This is a genomic window from Pseudoduganella namucuonensis (genome assembly GCF_900116645.1).
Classification (GTDB): Bacteria; Pseudomonadota; Gammaproteobacteria; order Burkholderiales; family Burkholderiaceae_D; genus Rugamonas; species Rugamonas namucuonensis.
The window spans coordinates 197,879-214,991 of the sequence record NZ_FPBO01000002.1 but is presented as its reverse complement, the minus strand read 5'-3'; the positions used below and the strand labels follow the sequence as shown (position 1 = coordinate 214,991).

Here is a 17,113-nt window from a genome sequence, read left to right as displayed (position 1 = left end):
GCCCAACGGTGCCGCTTTACTTGGTGGAGGCGCGGATGAAATCGCAGACCGCCCTGGTCACGTCGGCCGTGGTGGCCTTGCCGCCCAGGTCCGGCGTGTGGATCTTGTCGGCGGTGACCGCCTCCACGGCCTGCATCAGGCGCCTGGCGGCGGCGTCCTCGCCCAGGTGTTCCAGCATCATGGCGGCGGTCCAGAAGGTGGCGACCGGGTTGGCCACGCCCTTGCCGGTGATGTCGAAGGCGGAGCCGTGGATGGGCTCGAACATCGACGGGAAGCGGCGGTCCGGGTTCAGGTTGGCGGTGGGGCCGATACCCAGGCTGCCGGACAGCGCGGCTGCCAGGTCGGACAGGATGTCGGCGTGCAGGTTGGTGGCCACCACCACGTCCAGCGTTTTCGGCTTGAGCACCATGCGGGTGGTGACGGCGTCCACCAGTTCGCGGTCCACCTTCACGTCGGGATAGTCGGCGGCCACCTCGTAGAAGATCTCGTCCCACATCACCATGCCGAAGCGCTGGGCGTTGGACTTGGTCACCAGCGTGAGGTGCTTGGCGGGACGCTTTTGCGCCAGCTCGAAGGCGAAACGGTGGATGCGTTCGACGCCGGCGCGGGTGAACACGGCGGTCTCGGTGCCGACCTCGATCGGCAGGCCCTTGTGCGCGCGGCCGCCATGGCCGGCGTATTCGCCTTCCGAGTTCTCGCGCACGATGACCCAGTCGATGTCCTCGCCGCCTTTCAGCGGGCTGTTCACGCCGGGCAGCACGCGCGCCGGACGGATGTTGGCGTACTGGTCGAAGCCCTGGGCGATCGGCAGGCGCAGGCCCCACAGCGACACGTGGTCCGGCACCTGCTGGCTGCCGACGGCGCCGAAGAAGATGGCGTCGAAGGTCTTGAGCTTTTCCAGGCCCCCCTCGGGGATGTAGTGGCCGTGCTCCAGGTAGTACTCGGAACTCCACGGGAAGTTCTCCACTTCCAGCTTGAAGCCGCCGTCATGGGAGGCCAGCGCCTCCAGCACTTCGAGGCCTGCGGCGATGACTTCGGGGCCGATACCATCGGCGGGAATAGCTGCAATTTTATGAACGCGCATGACATCTCCTTTGGGTGTGGGGGTACTGGTTGGTGTACCTGGGAGCCCAGTGTAGGTGCGCGCGGTCGGCGTGGAATGCGTGTAAAGTCACTCTACTTGTTCCCTGGAGTTACAAATGATACAGCCGTCTGAATTGTCGTTTTTCGTGCGGATCGTCAAGGAGGGCAGCCTGTCGGCCGCCGCGCGGGAGCTGGGTGTCACCCCGGCCTCGGTCAGCAAGCGCTTGACCCGGCTGGAGGAGGACCTCGGCGTGCCGCTGCTGAGCCGCACCACGCGCCGCCTCAGCGTCACCGACGAGGGCGAGCTGTATTACGCCCACGCCCTGAAGATACTGGGCGAGCTGGAGGAACTGGAGCGGCTGCTGTCGCAGGACCGCGCGGCGCCGAAGGGGTTGTTGCGGCTGAACGCGCCGCTGGGTTTCGGGCGCACCTACATCACGCCCGTGGTGTCCAACTTCATCAAGCGCTACCCGGACGTGGAGGTGCAGCTGCAGCTCACCGACCATCCCCTCAGCCTGGCGGACGACGCGTTCGACATCGGCATCCGCTTCGGCGACGTGCCCGACGCGCGCGTGGTCGCCACCATGATCGCGGCCAACCGGCGCCTGGTGTGCGCGGCGCCGTCGTACCTGAGGAAGTTCGGCGTGCCCAAGGTGCCGAACGACCTGGCCCGCTTCAACTGCATCGTGCTGCGCCAGAACGACGCCGCCTACGGCACCTGGCGCTTCACCAAGGGGCGCGGTTCGCAGACCGTGAAGGTGCGCGGTACGCTCAGCAGCAACGACGGCGAGGTGGCGCTGAACTGGGCGCTGGACGGCCACGGCCTGATGCTGCGCGCGGAATGGGACATCGCCAAGTACCTGCGCTCGGGACGGCTGCAAATCGTGCTGGAGGATTACGCGTCGCCGCCGGCGGACATCTACGCGGTCTATCACGAGAAGCACCGCATGTCGCCGAGGGTGAAGGTGTTCACCGAGTTCCTGGCCGCGAGTTTCCAGGGACCAACGCGCGGCGCCCGGTCCGGGCCCGCCTGGTGATTCAGGCATAAGGTGTATATCGCATCCACGATTCCCCGTGTTTGTTAGGTGCCGCACGGTACATGCCGGGTGATCGGCCTATCTTTACTCAGGCAATGCAGCCCGATTAATTCACTGAGGAATCCGATCATGGAAAACACCACCAACACCACCGGCACCGCCGGCAAGCCCGACACCATCACCTCGATCGGCCGCGAGACCCGCGCCGATTTGCACGGCGCCATCGAGAGCACCAAGGACAAGGTGCAGCCGACCGCCGACCGCCTGGCCACTTCGGCCCACGCCGCGGTGGACAAGGTGGCCGAGAAAGTGCAGCCGACCGCCGACCGCCTGGCGTCCGCCGCCCACAGCGCCACCGACAAGGTGGCCGAGACCGCCGGCAAGCTGGGCGCGGAGTTCGACGTGCGCAGCAAGCAGATGACCGAGGCCGCCAAGCGCCTCACCGAGAGTGGCCGCGGCTATGTGCGCGGCAGCCCGATGACGTCGGTGCTGGTCGCCGTCGCCGCCGGCTATGGCCTGTCCAAGCTGCTGGGCTCCCGCAAGTCATAAGCAGATAAGCCCGGGCGGGCGCGGGAAGTCGTTGCCGCGCCGCCCGCGCCATTCGCGCCACCCGTGCCGCCCGCGCCGCCCCTTGGAGATCGCGGCGGCGCCGTTACGCCCATACCTATAACAGGGGAGATATCTCATGAATACACCAGGTCCGCACGCCGCCGTGTATGGTCAGCCGTCCGCCGCCGCCATCCCGGCCGCCGACGCCAGCCACTCGGGCGTGTCGTGGAGTGCTGTCATTGCTGGCGCCGCCGCCGCGGCCGCGCTGTCGTTCATCTTGCTGGTGCTGGGCGTGGGCCTGGGCCTGTCGGCCGTGTCGCCTTGGTCCTACAGCGACGCGCCGATCGGCAAGTCCACCATTCTGTGGATCTCCTTCATGGAGCTGGCGTCGGCCGGCGTGGGCGGCTACATGGCCGGCCGGCTGCGCACGCGCTGGTCCGGCGTGCACGCCGACGAGGTCTATTTCCGCGACACCGCGCACGGCCTGCTGGCCTGGGCGGTCGCGACCCTGTTGACGGCCGCGCTGATGGCGGGCGCCGTGCGGGCCGTGCTGAGCGGCGCCATCGACGCCGGCGCCGGCGCGGCCACCGCCACGGCGGCGGCGAACGGCGACGGCAAGAGCCAGGCCGGCACCGCGCCGCAGGAGGCGGCCGCCGCGCTGGCGCCCAAGGCCCCGGCGGCCGGCGTGCTGAAGGGCGCCCCCGGCAGCGACTATTACGCCGACATGCTGCTGCGCTCGGACGCGATGCCCGTGCCCGACGCCGCCAGCGCCTCGCTGCGCTCGGAACTGGTGCGCATACTGGACAACGCCGCCACCGGCACGGCCCTGCCGGCCGACGAGCGCCAGTACCTGGCGCGCCTGGTCTCCAAGCGCGCCGGCCTGGAACCGTCGGACGCCGAACGCCGCGTCGACGACGTGTACGCCAGCCTGGTGAAGGCCCGCAACGACGCCGAGGTGGCGGCCAAGGCCGCCGCCGACAAGGCGCGCAAGGCCGGCGCGCTGTCCGCGCTGTGGATGTTCTTCGCGCTGCTGCTGGGCGCCTTCATCGCCGCGCTGGCGGCCACCTTCGGCGGCAAGCAGCGCGACTACGGCGTGCCGCCGCGCCGTTGATTCCATCAACCGTCAAGGAGACCCGCCATGCGCTCTATCCTCTTATGGATGCTCGGTGTGCCGCTGCCCATCATCATTCTGATTGCCCTGATTCGCTAATTCAAGCAACACTCCGGAGCTGAACACATGACCAAGACCAAGCAAGACGCGCCAGCCAGCGCCATCGACCTGGCTGCGCAATTCCCCTACAACGCCAACAAGGAGGGCGAACACGGCGAGGCCGCCCGCACGCCTCGGGAGGGCCAGCACGCCGGCAACGTGGCGCCCGAGGCCACCGCCAGCAGCGCCGCCGAGACCAACGCCTCGCCCAAGGTGGGCGCGGGCGCGCCGCCGCTGGGCGTCAACGCCAACGACGGTTCGCTGGACCGCGTGCGCGCCGACGCCGGCGGCCAGCGCCTGACCACCAACCAGGGCGTCCCGGTGGGGGACAACCAGAACTCGCTGAAGTCCAGCCTGCGCGGCCCGACGCTGATGGAAGACTTCATCCTGCGCGAGAAAATCACGCACTTCGACCATGAGCGCATCCCCGAGCGCATCGTGCACGCGCGCGGCTCGGCCGCGCACGGCTACTTCGAGTCCTACCAGGACCTGAGCGACGTCACGCGCGCCGCGCCGTTCGCGCAGGCGGGCAAGCGCACGCCGGTGTTCGTGCGCTTCTCCACCGTGGCCGGCGAGCGCGGCTCGGCCGACACCGTGCGCGACGTGCGCGGCTTCGCCGTGAAGTTCTACACGGACGAGGGCAACTGGGACCTGGTGGGCAACAACATCCCGGTGTTCTTCATCCAGGACGCGATGAAGTTCCCGGACCTGGTGCACGCCGTGAAGCCCGAGCCCCACAACGCCATGCCGCAGGCGGCCAGCGCGCACGACACCTTCTGGGACTTCGCCTCGCTGATGCCGGAAACCATGCACATGCTGATGTGGGCCATGTCCGACCGCGCCATCCCGCGCAGCTACCGCACCATGCAGGGCTTCGGCGTGCACACCTTCCGCCTGGTGAACGCGGAGGGCGTGTCGGTGTTCTGCAAGTTCCACTGGCTGCCGCTGCTGGGCACCCATTCGCTGGTGTGGGACGAGGCGCAGAAGATCATCGGCGCGGACCCGGACTTCCACCGCCGCGACCTGTGGGAGGCCATCGAGTCCGGCAACTACCCCGAGTACGAGCTGGCGCTGCAGATCTTCACCGAGGACCAGGCCAACCAGTTCCCCTTCGACGTGCTGGACGCGACCAAGATCGTGCCGGAGGAACTGGTGCCCCTGCGCAAGGTGGGCCGCATGGTCCTGAACCGCAACCCGGACAACTTCTTCGCCGAGACCGAGCAGGTGGCGTTCTGCACCGCGCACATCGTGCCGGGCATCGACTTCACCAACGACCCGCTGCTGCAGGGGCGCATCCACTCCTATGTGGACACGCAGATCAGCCGCCTGGGCGGCCCGAACTTCCACGAGATCCCGATCAATTCGCCGGTCTGCCCGGTGCACAACAACCAGCGCGACGGCATGCACCGCCAGGCCGTGAACCGCGGCCGGGTGTCGTACGAGCCTAATTCGCTGGGCGGGGGCTGCCCGTTCCAGGCCGGCATGGCCGGCTTCACCAGCGTGCGCCAGCAGCAGGTCACCGAGGACAAGGTGCGCGGCAAGCCGGAACTGTTCGCCGACCACTACTCGCAGGCGCGCCTGTTCTGGCAAAGCCAGACGCCGACCGAGCAGGCCCACATCGTGGGCGGCTTCCGCTTCGAGTTGAGCAAGGTGATGGTGCCGCCGATCCGCGAGCGCATGCTGTCCATGCTGGCGAACGTGGACGCGACGCTGGTCAACGCGGTGGCCTCGGGCCTGGGCCTGCCGGTGCCGGCGCCGCAGCCGCTGGCCACCTCGCTGCCGTTGCCGGCGTATCCGCCCTCGCCGCCGCTGTCGCTGATGGCGCGGCCGGGCGAGCAGGGCATCAAGACGCGCCAGGTCGCCATCCTGGTGGCCAACGGCGTGGACGGCGACAGCGTGCGCGCCATCCAGGCCTCGCTGCTGGCCGACGGCGCCGTGCCGCACATCATCGGCGGCACGCTGGGCGCGGTGCAGGGCGCGGCGGGCGAGGCGATCCCGGTGGAGCGCACGCTGGAGAACGCGCCGCCGGTGCTGTTCGACGCCGTGGCCGTGCCGGACGGCGAACAGGCCGCCCGCGCGCTTGGCGGGGACGCGCACGCGCTGGACTTCGTGCGGCTGCAGTACCGCCACTGCAAGGCCATCCTCGTGGTCGGCCAGGGCACGGCGCTGCTGGCCAAGGCCGGTGTGCCCGCCACGCTGCCCGACGGCTCGCCCGACCCGGCGCTGGTGGGCACCGAGCCCGCCGACCTGGCGGACGCGCTGGTGGCTTTCAAACAGGCCATCGCCAACCACCGCGAATGGCGCCGCGAGACGGACCCGCCTGCGGTGTAAGCCGGACGGCATCGACGGCCGCCGTTCCCCCTGGGAAGGGGGACGGCGGCGTCCTTCAGTGCTATGCTGGCGCCATGACCCTCACGGCGATCGGAAGGCATGGACAAATACGCACCGCAAGCATGGCTGCCGCATGAACGCCCGCTGCTGCCGGGCTCCCCGTCCACGCCGCTGCACTCGGACTGGCGCCGTCTCGCCTACCTGATCGTCGGCTTCATCGTCGCCATCACCGGCGCGCTGGGCAACGCGCTGGTCACGGTCAACCTCCCTTACCTGCAAGGCTCGCTGGGCGTGTACGCGTCCGAGATCGCGTGGCTGCCCGCCGCCTACGTGATGGCCAACGTCTCCATGAACCTGCTGCTGGTGAAGTTCCGCCAGCAGTTCGGCCTGCGCCTGTTCACCGAGCTGTTCCTGCTGCTGTACGCGGTGGCCACGCTGGCCCACCTGTTCGTGCACGGCCTGGCGTCGGCCATCGCGGTGCGGGCGGCGCACGGCATGAGCGGCGCCGCGCTGACGGTGCTGGGCCTGTACTACGTGCTGCAGGCCTTCCCGGCGCGGCACCGCCTGAAGGGCGTGGTGGTGGGCGTGGGCTTCGCGCAGCTGGCGTTGCCGCTGGCGCGCCTGTTCTCGTCGGACCTGCTGGAGATAGGCGAGTGGCGCGGCCTGTATTTCTTCGAGCTGGGCATGGCGCTGGTGGCGCTGGGCTGCGTGCTGATGCTCAAGCTGCCGCCGGGCGACCGCGTGAAGGCCTTCGAGAAGCTGGACTTCCTCACCTTCGCGCTGTTCGCGCCGGGCGTGGCGCTGCTGTGCGCCGTGCTGGCGCTGGGCCGCGTGGTGTGGTGGCTGGAGGCGCCGTGGCTGGGCTACAGCCTGGCCGGCGCCATCGTGCTGATCGCCGCGGCGCTGCTGGTGGAGCACAACCGCGCTTCGCCGCTGCTCAACACGCGCTGGCTCAGCACGGGCAACATGCTGCGGCTGGCGGCGTCCGTGCTGCTGATACGGATCGTGCAGTCCGAGGCCGGCGGCACGGTGGGCTTCCTGCAGGCGCTGGGGCTGAACAACGACCAGATGCAGACGCTGTGGCTGGTCACGCTGGCCGGCAGCGTCGCGGGCGTGGTGGTCAGCGCGCTGACGATCACGCCCGCGCGCATCCAGCCCTCGCTGATGATCGCGCTGGCGATGATGGCGGCGGGCGCCTTCATGGACAGCCGCGCCACCAGCCTCACGCGCCCGGCGCAGATGTATTTCAGCCAGTTCCTGCTGGCCTTCGGCGGCACCTTCTTCCTCGGGCCCACCTTCGTTTCCGGCTTTGGCGCGGTGATCGCCGCGCCGCGCAACCTGATCAGCTTCTCGCTGATGTTCACCATTTCGCAGAACCTGGGCGGGCTGCTCGGTTCCGCGCTGGTGGGCACCTTCCAGGTCTTGCGCGAGAAGTATCATTCGAGCGTGCTGGTCGAGCACCTGACGTTGCTCGATCCGCAGGTGGCGGCGCGCGTGCAGGCCGCCGGCGCGGCGCTGGCCGGCACGCTGGGCGATCCGGCGGCACGCAACGCGCAGGGCGTGGCGGCGCTGGGCGCGGCGGCCACGCGGGAGGCCAACATCCTGGCGTACAACGACGTGTTCCTGGTGATAGGCGTGGTGGCGGTGGCCACCATCGCCTGGATGCTGGTGCATCATCTGTGGAACATCTGCACCGCCTACAAGCCCGCCGTCACGGCGCAAAACGCGCAGACCGGCATGGCCGGCGTTTCCCTCGACAATTCGGGATCGACATGAGTAAAACCACTCCACCCGACGCGGCGCCTTCCGCACCGCCGCCGCAACAGGGGGCAACGGCCCCGGCCCCGGCTGCCGCGCAGCAGCCCGAAAGCCGGCAGCAGTGGCTGGCGGGGGCCGGCTTCCTGCTGGTGGCGCTGATCGGCGTGCTGGTGGTGCTGTACGCCTGGCGCCTGCCGCCGTTCAGCACCCCCATCGTCACCACCGAGAACGCGCTGGTGCGCGGGCAGGTGACGGTGATCGGCACGCAGCTGTCGGGCTACGTGGTGGAGGTGAAGGTGCAGGACTTCCAGCCCGTGCGCGAGGGTGACCTGCTGGTGCGGATCGACGACCGCGTCTACCAGCAGCGCTACGAGCAGGCGCAGGCCCAGCTGGCCGCGCAGAAGGCGGCGCTGGCGAACTGGGAGCAGTCCCGGCACAGCGCGGAGGCGACCATCGCGCTGAACCGGGCCACGCTGGCCAACGCGGAGGCGCAGTCGCTGCGCTCGGTGGCGGACCTGGCGCGGGTGGACGCGCTGGTGGCGGACGGCTCCCTGTCCGTGCGCGAGCAGGACGCGCAAAAGGCCGGCAAGGCGCAGACGGCGGCCGCCGTGGCGCAGGCCCGCGCCAGCCTGGAGATCGCGAAGCAGGCGGCGCAGACGGTGACGGTCAACAAGCTGTCGCTGGAGGCGGCCGTGGCGAACGCGGAGGCGGCGCTGAAGGCCGCCAGGGTGGACTTGGACAACACGCGCATCACCGCGCCGGCCGATGGCCAGTTGGGCCAGGTGGCGGTGCGGCAGGGCGCCTATGTGAACAGCGGCGCGCAGCTGATGGGACTCGTGCCGCGGCACATGTGGGTGATCGCCAACCTGAAGGAGACGCAGATGAACAGCGTGCTGGTGGGACAGAGCGCGACCTTCAAGGTGGACGCGCTGGACGGCACCACCATGACCGGGCAGGTGGAGCGCATTTCGCCGGCAACGGGATCGGAGTTCAGCGTGCTCCCGGCGGACAACGCGACCGGCAACTACGTGAAGATCGCGCAGCGCATTCCGGTGCGGATAAAGATAGACCCCGGCCAGCCGGACGTGCACCGGTTGCGGCCCGGCATGTCGGTGGTGGTCAGCATAGACACCTCGTCGGTGCGCGAGCAAAGCGCGCCGGCGGGCGGCAAAGGCGGCAAGCCATGACATCCGCCGGCCGCAAGCCAGGGGACGGACACGCCGCGCCACACGCGGTCGCGGAGGCATGGGGCAATGAACGCGAGTCTGTCCCCGGTTCGGGCCGGCCGGTGCGCATTTTTGCACTGGCGCTGATCATGCTGGTGGCCGGCTGCGCGGCCAAGGTCGGCCCCGCGCCGCAAGCGTCGTTGACGATGCCCGCCGAATGGCGCGCCGCCATCGGCCCCGGGGACGCCGCGCGGCCGATGGAGCGGCTGTGGTGGCGGGCCTTCGGCGATCCCGCGCTGACGGCGCTGGTGGAAAGCGCGCTGGAACGCAACGGCGACCTGCTTGTCGCCCGCGCCCGCGTGGCCGACTACCGCGCCCGCACCGACCTCGCGCGCGCCGGTCAACAGCCCGCCGTGAACGTGGACGCGGCACCCGTCCGCACCCGCGCGCTGGCCTACAACGGCGCGCCCCACGTGACGAACCTGTTCCAGGCCGAATTCCAGGCCAGCTATGAGATCGACGTGTGGGGCCGGCTGGCCAGTCTCACCGGCGCCGCGCGGGCGGCCTACGCCGCCGAACAGGCCAGCGCGGACGCGGCGGCGCTGTCGGTGGCGGCCAGCGTGGCCTCGGGCTACCTGAACCTGCGCGGCCTGGACGCGCAACTGGAGCTGACGCAGGCCACGCTCAAGCTGCGCGGGCAATCGCGCGAGCTGGCGCGCAGGCAGTTCGAGGTGGGCTACAGCTCGCGGCTGGAATGGCTGCAGGCGCAGGCCGAGTACGAGGCCGCCGCCGAACAGGTCCCGCAGTTGCAAAGGCAGATCTTCGAACAGGAGAACGCGTTGTCCATCCTGTGCGGCGGCAATCCCGGCGCGATCGCGCGGGGCAGGGCGCTGTCGGAGCTGTCGCCGCCCCCGGTGCCGGCCGGGCTGCCCTCCGACCTGCTGTTGCGCAGGCCGGACATCGCCCGCGCCGGGCGCGCCCTGGCCGCCGCCGGCGCCACGCTGGCGGCCACGCACGACCAGCTGTTGCCCTCGTTCCGCTTGACGGCGCAGGGCGGTGTGCAGTCCACCGTGTTCCACGAGCTGCTGAGCGACCCCGCGCGCTTGTGGCGGTTGGCCGGCGTGGTGGCCGCGCCGCTGTTCGACGGCGGCCGGACGCAGGCGCAGACCGATTCGGCGGCGGCGCTGCGCGACCAGGCCTTCCACGCCTACGAGAACAGCGTGCGCGCCGCGCTGGCGGAAACCGACAACGGCCTGGGGGCGATCCTGCGCCTGCGCGAGCAGGCGGAGCGCAACGACGCGCGCCGCGAGACGGCGGCCGAGACGCTGCGCATCGCGCGCAACCGCTACCGCAACGGCTACGCGTCCTACCTGGAGGAGCTGGACGCGCAGCGCACGCTGTACAACGCGGACGTGCAGCGCCTGCAATTGAAAACGCGCGTACTGGTCGCATCGGTCGACCTGTATCGCGCGTTGGGGGGAGGCTGGGGCGGCCAGTAGCGAGCTGAGCCAAATGGGGCTCGGCTCGCTCGGGCTTACTTGGCGGGGGCGGTCTCCTCCACCGGCCCGGTCCTGGCGGCGGCCGGCGGATGCTTGTGGCGGCGCAGCTTGCCCATCAGGCGCTTCATCAGGTGCTCGGCGTCGTCGACGTAGGTGAACACGGCGGGCACCACCAGCAGGCTCAGCAGGGTGGAGGTGATCAGGCCGCCGATCACGGCGCGCGCCATCGGCGCGCGGAAGCTCGGGTCGGCGCCCCAGCCCAGGGCCAGCGGCATCATGCCCGCGCCCATCGCGATGGTGGTCATCAGGATCGGCCGGCTGCGCTTGTGGCAGGCGTCCACCAGCGCGTCGAAGCGGTTCATGCCCTCGCGCCGCGCGATGATGGCGTAGTCCACCAGCAGGATGGAGTTCTTGGTCACGATCCCCATCAGCATGATCAGGCCTATCATCGACGGCATCGACAGCGCGCTGTTGGTCACCAAGAGCGCCACGAAGGCGCCGCCGATCGACAGCGGCAGCGCGGCCAGGATGGTCACCGGCTGCAGGAAGTCCTGGAACAGCAGCACCAGCACGCAGTAGATGCAGATCACGCCGATCAGCATGGCCAGGCCGAAACTGGCGAACAGCGCCACCATCTCCTGCGCGTCGCCCAGCTCGGCGATGCGCACCGACGGCGGCAGCGCCTTCATCGACGGCAGCGCGCGGGCCTCCTCGTTCAGCTCGCCCAGCGAGCGGCCGCCCAGTTCCACCTCCAGCGTCACGTTGCGGCTGCGGTTCAGGCGGTTGATCTGCGCCGGGCCGCTTTCCATGGTGATGTCGGCCACCGTGGACAGCATCACCGGGCCGTTCTTGCCCGGCACCGTGAGGCGGCCGATGGCGGCCAGGTCGGCGCGCACGGCGTCGGGCAGCTTGACGCGGATCGGCACCTGGCGTTCCGGCAGGTTCATCTTGGTGAGGTCGAAGTCGTAGTCGCCGGCGGTGGCCACGCGCACCGTTTCGCCGATGGCGCCGGCGGTCACGCCCAGGTCGGCGGCGCGCGCGAAGTCGGGCCGCACGATGATCTCGGGCCGCACCAGCGAGGCGCTGGAGTTGACGTTGCCGATGCCCTTGAGCGTGCGCAGTTCGCGTTCCACCTTCTGGGCCGAGGCGATCAGCGCCACCGGGTCCTCGCTTTGCAGCACCAGCTGCATCTTCACGCCGGTGTCCTGCGGGCCGACGGTGAAGCGGGCGCCGGGGATGTTGTCCAGGCGTGCGCGGATGCCGTCCTCCAGCGCCTGCATCGATTCCTTGCGGTCGTCGCGGTGCACGGTGGTCAGGGTCAGCACGGCGCGGCGCGCCTCGGCCGCGGCGCCCGGGGCGAAGGCATCGCCGCTGGAGCCGCCGCCGATGGAGCTGAACACGCCTTTCACGCCCTTCACCTCCATCGCGGCCAGGCGCGCCTGTTCGGCCACCGCGCGCGTCTCCGACAGCGTGGAGCCGGGCGGCAGTTCCACCGTGACCTGGGTCTGGCCGCGGTCGGACGGCGGCACGAAGCCGGTCGGCAGCAGCGGCACCAGCATGATGGAGCCGATGAAGAAGGCGCCCGAGGCCAGCGCCGTGACCAGGCGGTGCGTCAGGCACCAGCGCATCAGGCGGATGTAGCGCCGCATGATCCAGCCGTCCTTTTCCTCGGCGTGGACCTTGGGCTTGAGCAGGTAGGCCGCCATCATCGGCGTCAGCAGGCGGGCCACCACCAGCGAGGCCAGCACGGCCAGCACGGCGGTCCAGCCGAACTGCTTGAAGAACAGGCCGGGTATGCCGCCCATGAAGGCGGTGGGCAGGAACACGGCCACCAGCGCGAAGGTGGTGGCGATCACCGCCATGCCGATCTCGTCGGCCGCCTCCATGGCCGCCTCGAACGGCGTCTTGCCCATGCGCAGATGGCGCTCGATGTTCTCGATCTCGACGATGGCGTCGTCCACCAGCACGCCCACCACCAGCGCCATCGACAGCAAGGTCACGGTGTTGAGCGTGTAGCCGAACCAGTAGATGCCGAGGAAAGCCGGCAGTACCGACAGCGGCAGCGCGGCGGCGGCCACCAGGGTGGCGCGCCAGTCGCGCAGGAACCACCACACCACCAGCACGGCCAGCAGCGCGCCCTCGTACAGCAGTTCCATCGAGCCGTCGAAGTTCTCCTCGATGGGGAAGGCGTTGTCGATCGACAGCGCCAGGCCGTAGCCCGGGTATTTCAGGCGCAATTCCTCGATCGCGGCCTTGACGTCCTCCGAGACCTGGGTTTCGCTGGCGCCCTTGGTGCGGAACACCTCGAAGCCGACCACGCGCTTGCCATCCTGCTCGGCCACGGCGCGCGTTTCGGAGACGGTGTCGGAGATGGTGGCCACCTGGTCCAGCCGCACGTGGCGGCCGTCCGGCAGCGGGATGTCCATGGCGCCCAGCTCGGCCGCGCTTTGCACGGTGCCGATGGTGCGCACCGACTGCTCGGCGCCGCCCACGTCGCCGCGCCCGCCGGGCGCCTCGCGCTGCACCTGGCGCAGCTGGCGCGACACATCCAGCGCGGACACCCGCAGGCCGGCCATGCGCGCGTCGTCCAGCTCCACGCGGATCTCGCGCTGCGCGCCGCCGACGCGCTTGACGGCGCCCACGCCCTTGACCGCCAGCAGGCGCTTGGTGACGTCGTTGTCGACGAACCAGCTGACGTCCTGGATGTCGGCCGCCTTGCTGGCGCCCGCCGCGGCGTCGGCCTTGGCCGCCGCCGTGTAGGTCAGCACCGGACGGCCGGCGGTCGACACCTTGTTGACGACCGGGTCGCGCAGCTCGCCCGGCATGTCGGCCCGCACCTGGGCCACGGCGTCGCGCACCTCGTTGACGGCGTCGGAGATGTTCTTCTCGAGGTTGAACTCCACCGTCAGCGTGGCGGCGCCGTCCAGCACCGTGGTGTGGATGTTCTTGATGCCCTGCAGCGGCGCGATGGCGTCCTCGATCTTGCGCGCCACCTCGGTTTCCAGCTGGGCCGGGGCGGCGCCCGGCAGGTTGGCGTTGACGATGACGACGGGCAGCTGGATGTCGGGGAAGTCCTGCACCGGATTGAGCTTGTACGCCAGCACGCCCGCCAGGGACAGCAGCGCGAACAGCATGATCGCCGGGATCGGGTGCTTGATCGATAGGGAGGAGAAATTCACGTCCGCTCCTTAGCGCAACTTGGCGGTTTTGGCGGCGCCGCCGGCACCGCCGGTTGCGCCGGGCGCCGCCGCGGGCTTGATGGGCGCGGCGGTGACGTTGTTCACCAGGTCGCCGTCGTTCAGGAAGCCGGCGCCGCTGACCACCACCTGCGTGGCGGCGTCGATGCCGCCGGTGATCTCCACGCTGTCGGCCAGCCGGCGGCCGGTCTGCACCTTGACGCGGCTGACGCGCTTGTCCGGGTTCAGGCGGAACACGTAGTTGAAGCCGTCGCGCACCACCACCGCCTGCTGCGGCAGCGTCATGGCCTCGGAGGCGCCCAGGTTGAACCGGCCGCTGGCGAACATGCCGGCCTTGAAGGCGGCCGCGTCGCGGCCCTTGGGGGCCGGCAGGTCCACGTACACCAGCGCGTAGCGGTTCTGCGGGTCGACCGTCGGCGCCACCACGCGCACCTTGCCGCTCAGTTCCTCGCCGCTGGCGGCCTTGACGACGGCGCCGGCGCCGGGACGGATCCTGGACAGGTCGGCGGCCGTCACCTCGGCGCGCCACTCCAGGCGGCCCTGGCGGATCATGCGGAACAGCTCCGTGCCGGCGCCCACCACGGCGCCGACGGTGGCGCCGCGGGCCGAGATCACGCCGCTGTCCGGCGCCACCACCCGGGTGTACTTCAGGCGCAGCTGTTGGGTCGCCAGCGCGGCCTTGGCCGACGCGATGCGGGCCTTGGCGGTCTGCTCGGCGGTCAGGTATTGGCTGATCTGCTGCGCGCTCAGGGCGCCGCTGGCGTCCAGCGAGCGGGCGCGCGCGGCGTTGGCGCTGGCCTCGGCGGCGTTGGCCTCGGCCTCCATCAGTGCGGCGCGGGCCTGGGCCAGGTCGGCGTTGACGGTGTCGGCCGAGAAGGAGGCCAGCAGCTCGCCCTTCTCGACCACGTCGCCGACGTTGACGCGCACCTCGGTCAGGCGCAGGCCGTTCGATTCGCTGCCGATGCTGGCCTCCTGCCAAGCGCTGATGTTGCCGTTGGCGGTGAGCGTGATGGGCAGGCGCGAGGTCGAGGGCTTGGCGGTGGTGACGGTCAGCGCGGCCTTGGGCGCGTCCTTCTTCTCGTCGGCCGCGAAGGCGTGGCCCGCTTGCAGGCAAAAGGCGGCGGCCAGCGCCAGCACCAGTGGTTTGATGGTTTTCATGGTCGTGTCGTTCATTGAGTGTTCGTGGGGGCGGGCGCGGACGAAGGGGGGGCTGCTGCGGCGGCGTTCCAGCCGCCGCCGGCGGCGCGGTACAGCGCGATCCAGGCGGCGCTGCGCTCCTGCTGCAGGCTCACCACGGTGTTCTCGGCGGCCAGGCGCAGGCGGCGCGCATCCTCCAGGTCCAGCAGGCTGGCCAGGCCGTTCTTCTGGCGGTCCTCGGCGGCCGCGAAAGCGGCGCGGTAGCCCTGCAGCGCCGCCTGCGCGTCGTTGGCGCGCTCGCTGGTGCTGTTGAGCGTGACGATGGCCTGCTCCACCTCGCGCACCGCGTTGCGCACGCTGCCCTGGTACTGCAGCACGGCCGCGTCGTAGCGGGCGCGCGCGGCGTCCACGTTGGCGCGGCGGCGGCCGGCGTCGAAGACGGGGATCTGCACCGCCAGCGGGCCGACGGTCCAGGTGTCGAGCTGGGTGTTCTCGCCGCCGGTGCGGAAGTTGGCCGCGCCGATCGAGCCGGCCAGGCTGACGCGCGGCCAGCGCTGCGCCTGGGCGCCGCCCACGTCGAAGCTGGCGGCCGCCACGTCCCGTTCGGCGCTGTACACGTCCGGCCGTTGCGCCAGCACCTGGGCCGGCAGCGCGGCGATGGCCACGGCGGGCGCAGGCACCGCCGGGCTGGCGGCCAGTTTTTGGCGCAGCTCCGGTTCCGCGATGGCGGTCAGCGCCACCAGCGCCTTGACGGCGTTGTCGCAGGCGGCGCGTTGCGCGTTGGCGCGGTTGCGGCCGTCGGCCGCGCTGGCGCGCGCCAGCGCGGCGTCGGCCGGCGCCGTGAAGCCGGCCTTGCTGCTCAATTCGACCAGGCGCGCGGTGTGGGCGCGCGAGCCGGCGTCCTGCGCGGCCACCAGCTGCAGCTGCTCGCAGGCGCGCAGGGCGTAGTACTGGTTGGCCGTCTCCGCCGCCACCGACACGCGCGCCTCGTGCCAGCCGGCGTTGGCGCCGTCCAGCCGCGCCTGGGCCGCGTCGCGCGCGGCGCGGCCGCCGCCGAACACGTCGATCTCCCACGAGGCCTGCAGCGCGCCCTGGATGGTGGTGCCGGTGGGAATGGCGGACTGCTGGCTCATGCGCTGCACGCTGGCGCCGAAGTCCACGCCGGGGACCAGCGCCGCGCCGGCGGCCACGCGCTCGGCGCGAGACTGGGCGACGCGGGCGCGCGCCTGGCCCAGCGTGGGGCTGGCCGCCTGCGCCGCGTCGACCAGCTGCGCCAGCAGCGCGTCGCCCTGGCCGCGCCACCAGCCCGACAGGTCGGTCAGGCTGCCGTTGTGCGGCAGCGGCGCCTGCCATTGCGCGGGCGCGGCCGCCTCCACCTTGGCCGGCGGCGCGGTCAGCGCGCAGCCGGACAGCGCCAGGGCCATGGCCAGCGCCAGGGGCGCGCCGCCGTGGGTAAGTTTATTCATGTGCGCATCCTTCTATTCTTGTTTTTTCCGATGCCACCATGGCCTCGGCGTAGTCACTCAAGCGGCGTATCCATTGCGGGATCGCGTCCGCCCCCTCCAGCAGTTGCGGCTGGAGCTTGGCCACCACGTCGCTGGACATCATCAGCAGCAGGGCCAACGAGCCGACGCTCAAGGCCAGGCGGTGGGTCTCGTCGTCCGGCCGCGCCAGCCCCAGGTGGCGCGCCAGCACCCGCGACAGCGCCTGGTGCTCGGGCCGGATGCCGTTTTCGATCTCGCTCTCCCACACGCCGGTGGGCTCGAGCATCTCGCGGAACCACAGGCGGCTGCACAGCTCGGCCTTCTCCCCCTGCAGGAAGGGCTCCAGCATCTGGCCGAAGAAGCCCTCGAGCGACTGGCGCAGCGTGAAGTGCGGCTGTTCGTAGCGGGCGATGTTCTCCTCGGGCGAGGGCGTGAAGTCGCGGAAGGTGGCGCGGTACAGGCCGGCCTTGTCGCCGAAGTAATAGCTGATGGCGGCCACGTTGGCGCCCGCCGCCAGCGCGATCTCGCGCGTGGAGGCGCGCGCGTAGCCCTGTTCGGCGAACAGGCGCATGGCGGCCGCCAGCAGCCGTTCGCGCGATTGCTCGCCGTCGGAGCGCTGTTTTTTGGGCTTCTGTTTTTCGTTCATCTTGCTATTTAACCAC

The 17,113-nt window shown here is 70.6% G+C and carries 12 protein-coding genes; 7 read left to right on the top strand and 5 right to left on the bottom strand.

Annotation, left to right across the window (positions count from 1 at the left end; genetic code table 11):
- Nucleotides 1–16: 16 nt before the first annotated feature.
- On the bottom strand, nucleotides 17–1,084 hold the full coding sequence (locus BM436_RS02960) for a tartrate dehydrogenase (protein WP_093553324.1): 1,068 nt from the start codon (nucleotides 1,082–1,084) through the stop codon (nucleotides 17–19).
- A gap of 115 nt (nucleotides 1,085–1,199) precedes the next feature.
- Here BM436_RS02960 and BM436_RS02955 point away from each other — a divergent pair, with 115 nt between their 5' ends.
- From BM436_RS02955 to BM436_RS02925, 7 genes are all read left to right on the top strand, one after another.
- Nucleotides 1,200–2,120: a LysR family transcriptional regulator gene (locus BM436_RS02955; protein WP_093553322.1), complete on the top strand. Its 921-nt coding sequence runs from the start codon at nucleotides 1,200–1,202 to the stop codon at nucleotides 2,118–2,120.
- Between the two features lie 129 nt (nucleotides 2,121–2,249).
- Nucleotides 2,250–2,669, top strand: coding sequence for a hypothetical protein (locus BM436_RS02950; RefSeq protein WP_093553320.1), 420 nt, complete (start codon nucleotides 2,250–2,252; stop codon nucleotides 2,667–2,669).
- A gap of 136 nt (nucleotides 2,670–2,805) precedes the next feature.
- Nucleotides 2,806–3,780, top strand: a complete 975-nt coding sequence (locus BM436_RS02945) for a hypothetical protein (RefSeq protein ID WP_093553318.1) — start codon at nucleotides 2,806–2,808, stop codon at nucleotides 3,778–3,780.
- Between the two features lie 126 nt (nucleotides 3,781–3,906).
- The gene (locus tag BM436_RS02940; protein WP_093553316.1) at nucleotides 3,907–6,210 is read left to right on the top strand and encodes a catalase; all 2,304 of its coding nucleotides are present in this window, start codon (nucleotides 3,907–3,909) and stop codon (nucleotides 6,208–6,210) included.
- A 99-nt stretch (nucleotides 6,211–6,309) separates the two neighbouring features.
- Entirely contained in the window at nucleotides 6,310–7,986 is a 1,677-nt protein-coding gene (locus tag BM436_RS02935) for an MFS transporter (RefSeq protein ID WP_093553314.1), read from the top strand.
- On the top strand, nucleotides 7,983–9,155 hold the full coding sequence (locus tag BM436_RS02930; protein WP_093553312.1) for an HlyD family secretion protein: 1,173 nt from the start codon (nucleotides 7,983–7,985) through the stop codon (nucleotides 9,153–9,155). Before BM436_RS02935 ends, BM436_RS02930 begins: the two co-directional genes overlap by 4 nt.
- A complete protein-coding gene (locus tag BM436_RS02925; protein WP_093553310.1) occupies nucleotides 9,152–10,633 on the top strand; it encodes an efflux transporter outer membrane subunit in 1,482 nt (493 codons plus the stop codon). The genes BM436_RS02930 and BM436_RS02925 overlap by 4 nt, the downstream gene beginning before the upstream one ends.
- A 35-nt stretch (nucleotides 10,634–10,668) precedes the next feature.
- Here the strand turns inward: BM436_RS02925 and BM436_RS02920 are convergent, their stop codons facing one another.
- Genes BM436_RS02920 through BM436_RS02905 form a run of 4 tightly spaced genes read right to left on the bottom strand, consistent with a single transcriptional unit; the run spans nucleotide 10,669 to nucleotide 17,097 of the window.
- The gene (locus tag BM436_RS02920; RefSeq protein WP_093553308.1) at nucleotides 10,669–13,812 is read right to left on the bottom strand and encodes an efflux RND transporter permease subunit; all 3,144 of its coding nucleotides are present in this window, start codon (nucleotides 13,810–13,812) and stop codon (nucleotides 10,669–10,671) included.
- Between the two features lie 9 nt (nucleotides 13,813–13,821).
- On the bottom strand, nucleotides 13,822–14,988 hold the full coding sequence (locus tag BM436_RS02915) for an efflux RND transporter periplasmic adaptor subunit (RefSeq protein WP_093553659.1): 1,167 nt from the start codon (nucleotides 14,986–14,988) through the stop codon (nucleotides 13,822–13,824).
- A gap of 11 nt (nucleotides 14,989–14,999) precedes the next feature.
- On the bottom strand, nucleotides 15,000–16,433 hold the full coding sequence (locus BM436_RS02910; RefSeq protein WP_093553306.1) for an efflux transporter outer membrane subunit: 1,434 nt from the start codon (nucleotides 16,431–16,433) through the stop codon (nucleotides 15,000–15,002).
- Nucleotides 16,426–17,097: a CerR family C-terminal domain-containing protein gene (locus BM436_RS02905; protein ID WP_093553304.1), complete on the bottom strand. Its 672-nt coding sequence runs from the start codon at nucleotides 17,095–17,097 to the stop codon at nucleotides 16,426–16,428. The genes BM436_RS02910 and BM436_RS02905 overlap by 8 nt, the downstream gene beginning before the upstream one ends.
- Nucleotides 17,098–17,113 lie beyond the last annotated feature (16 nt).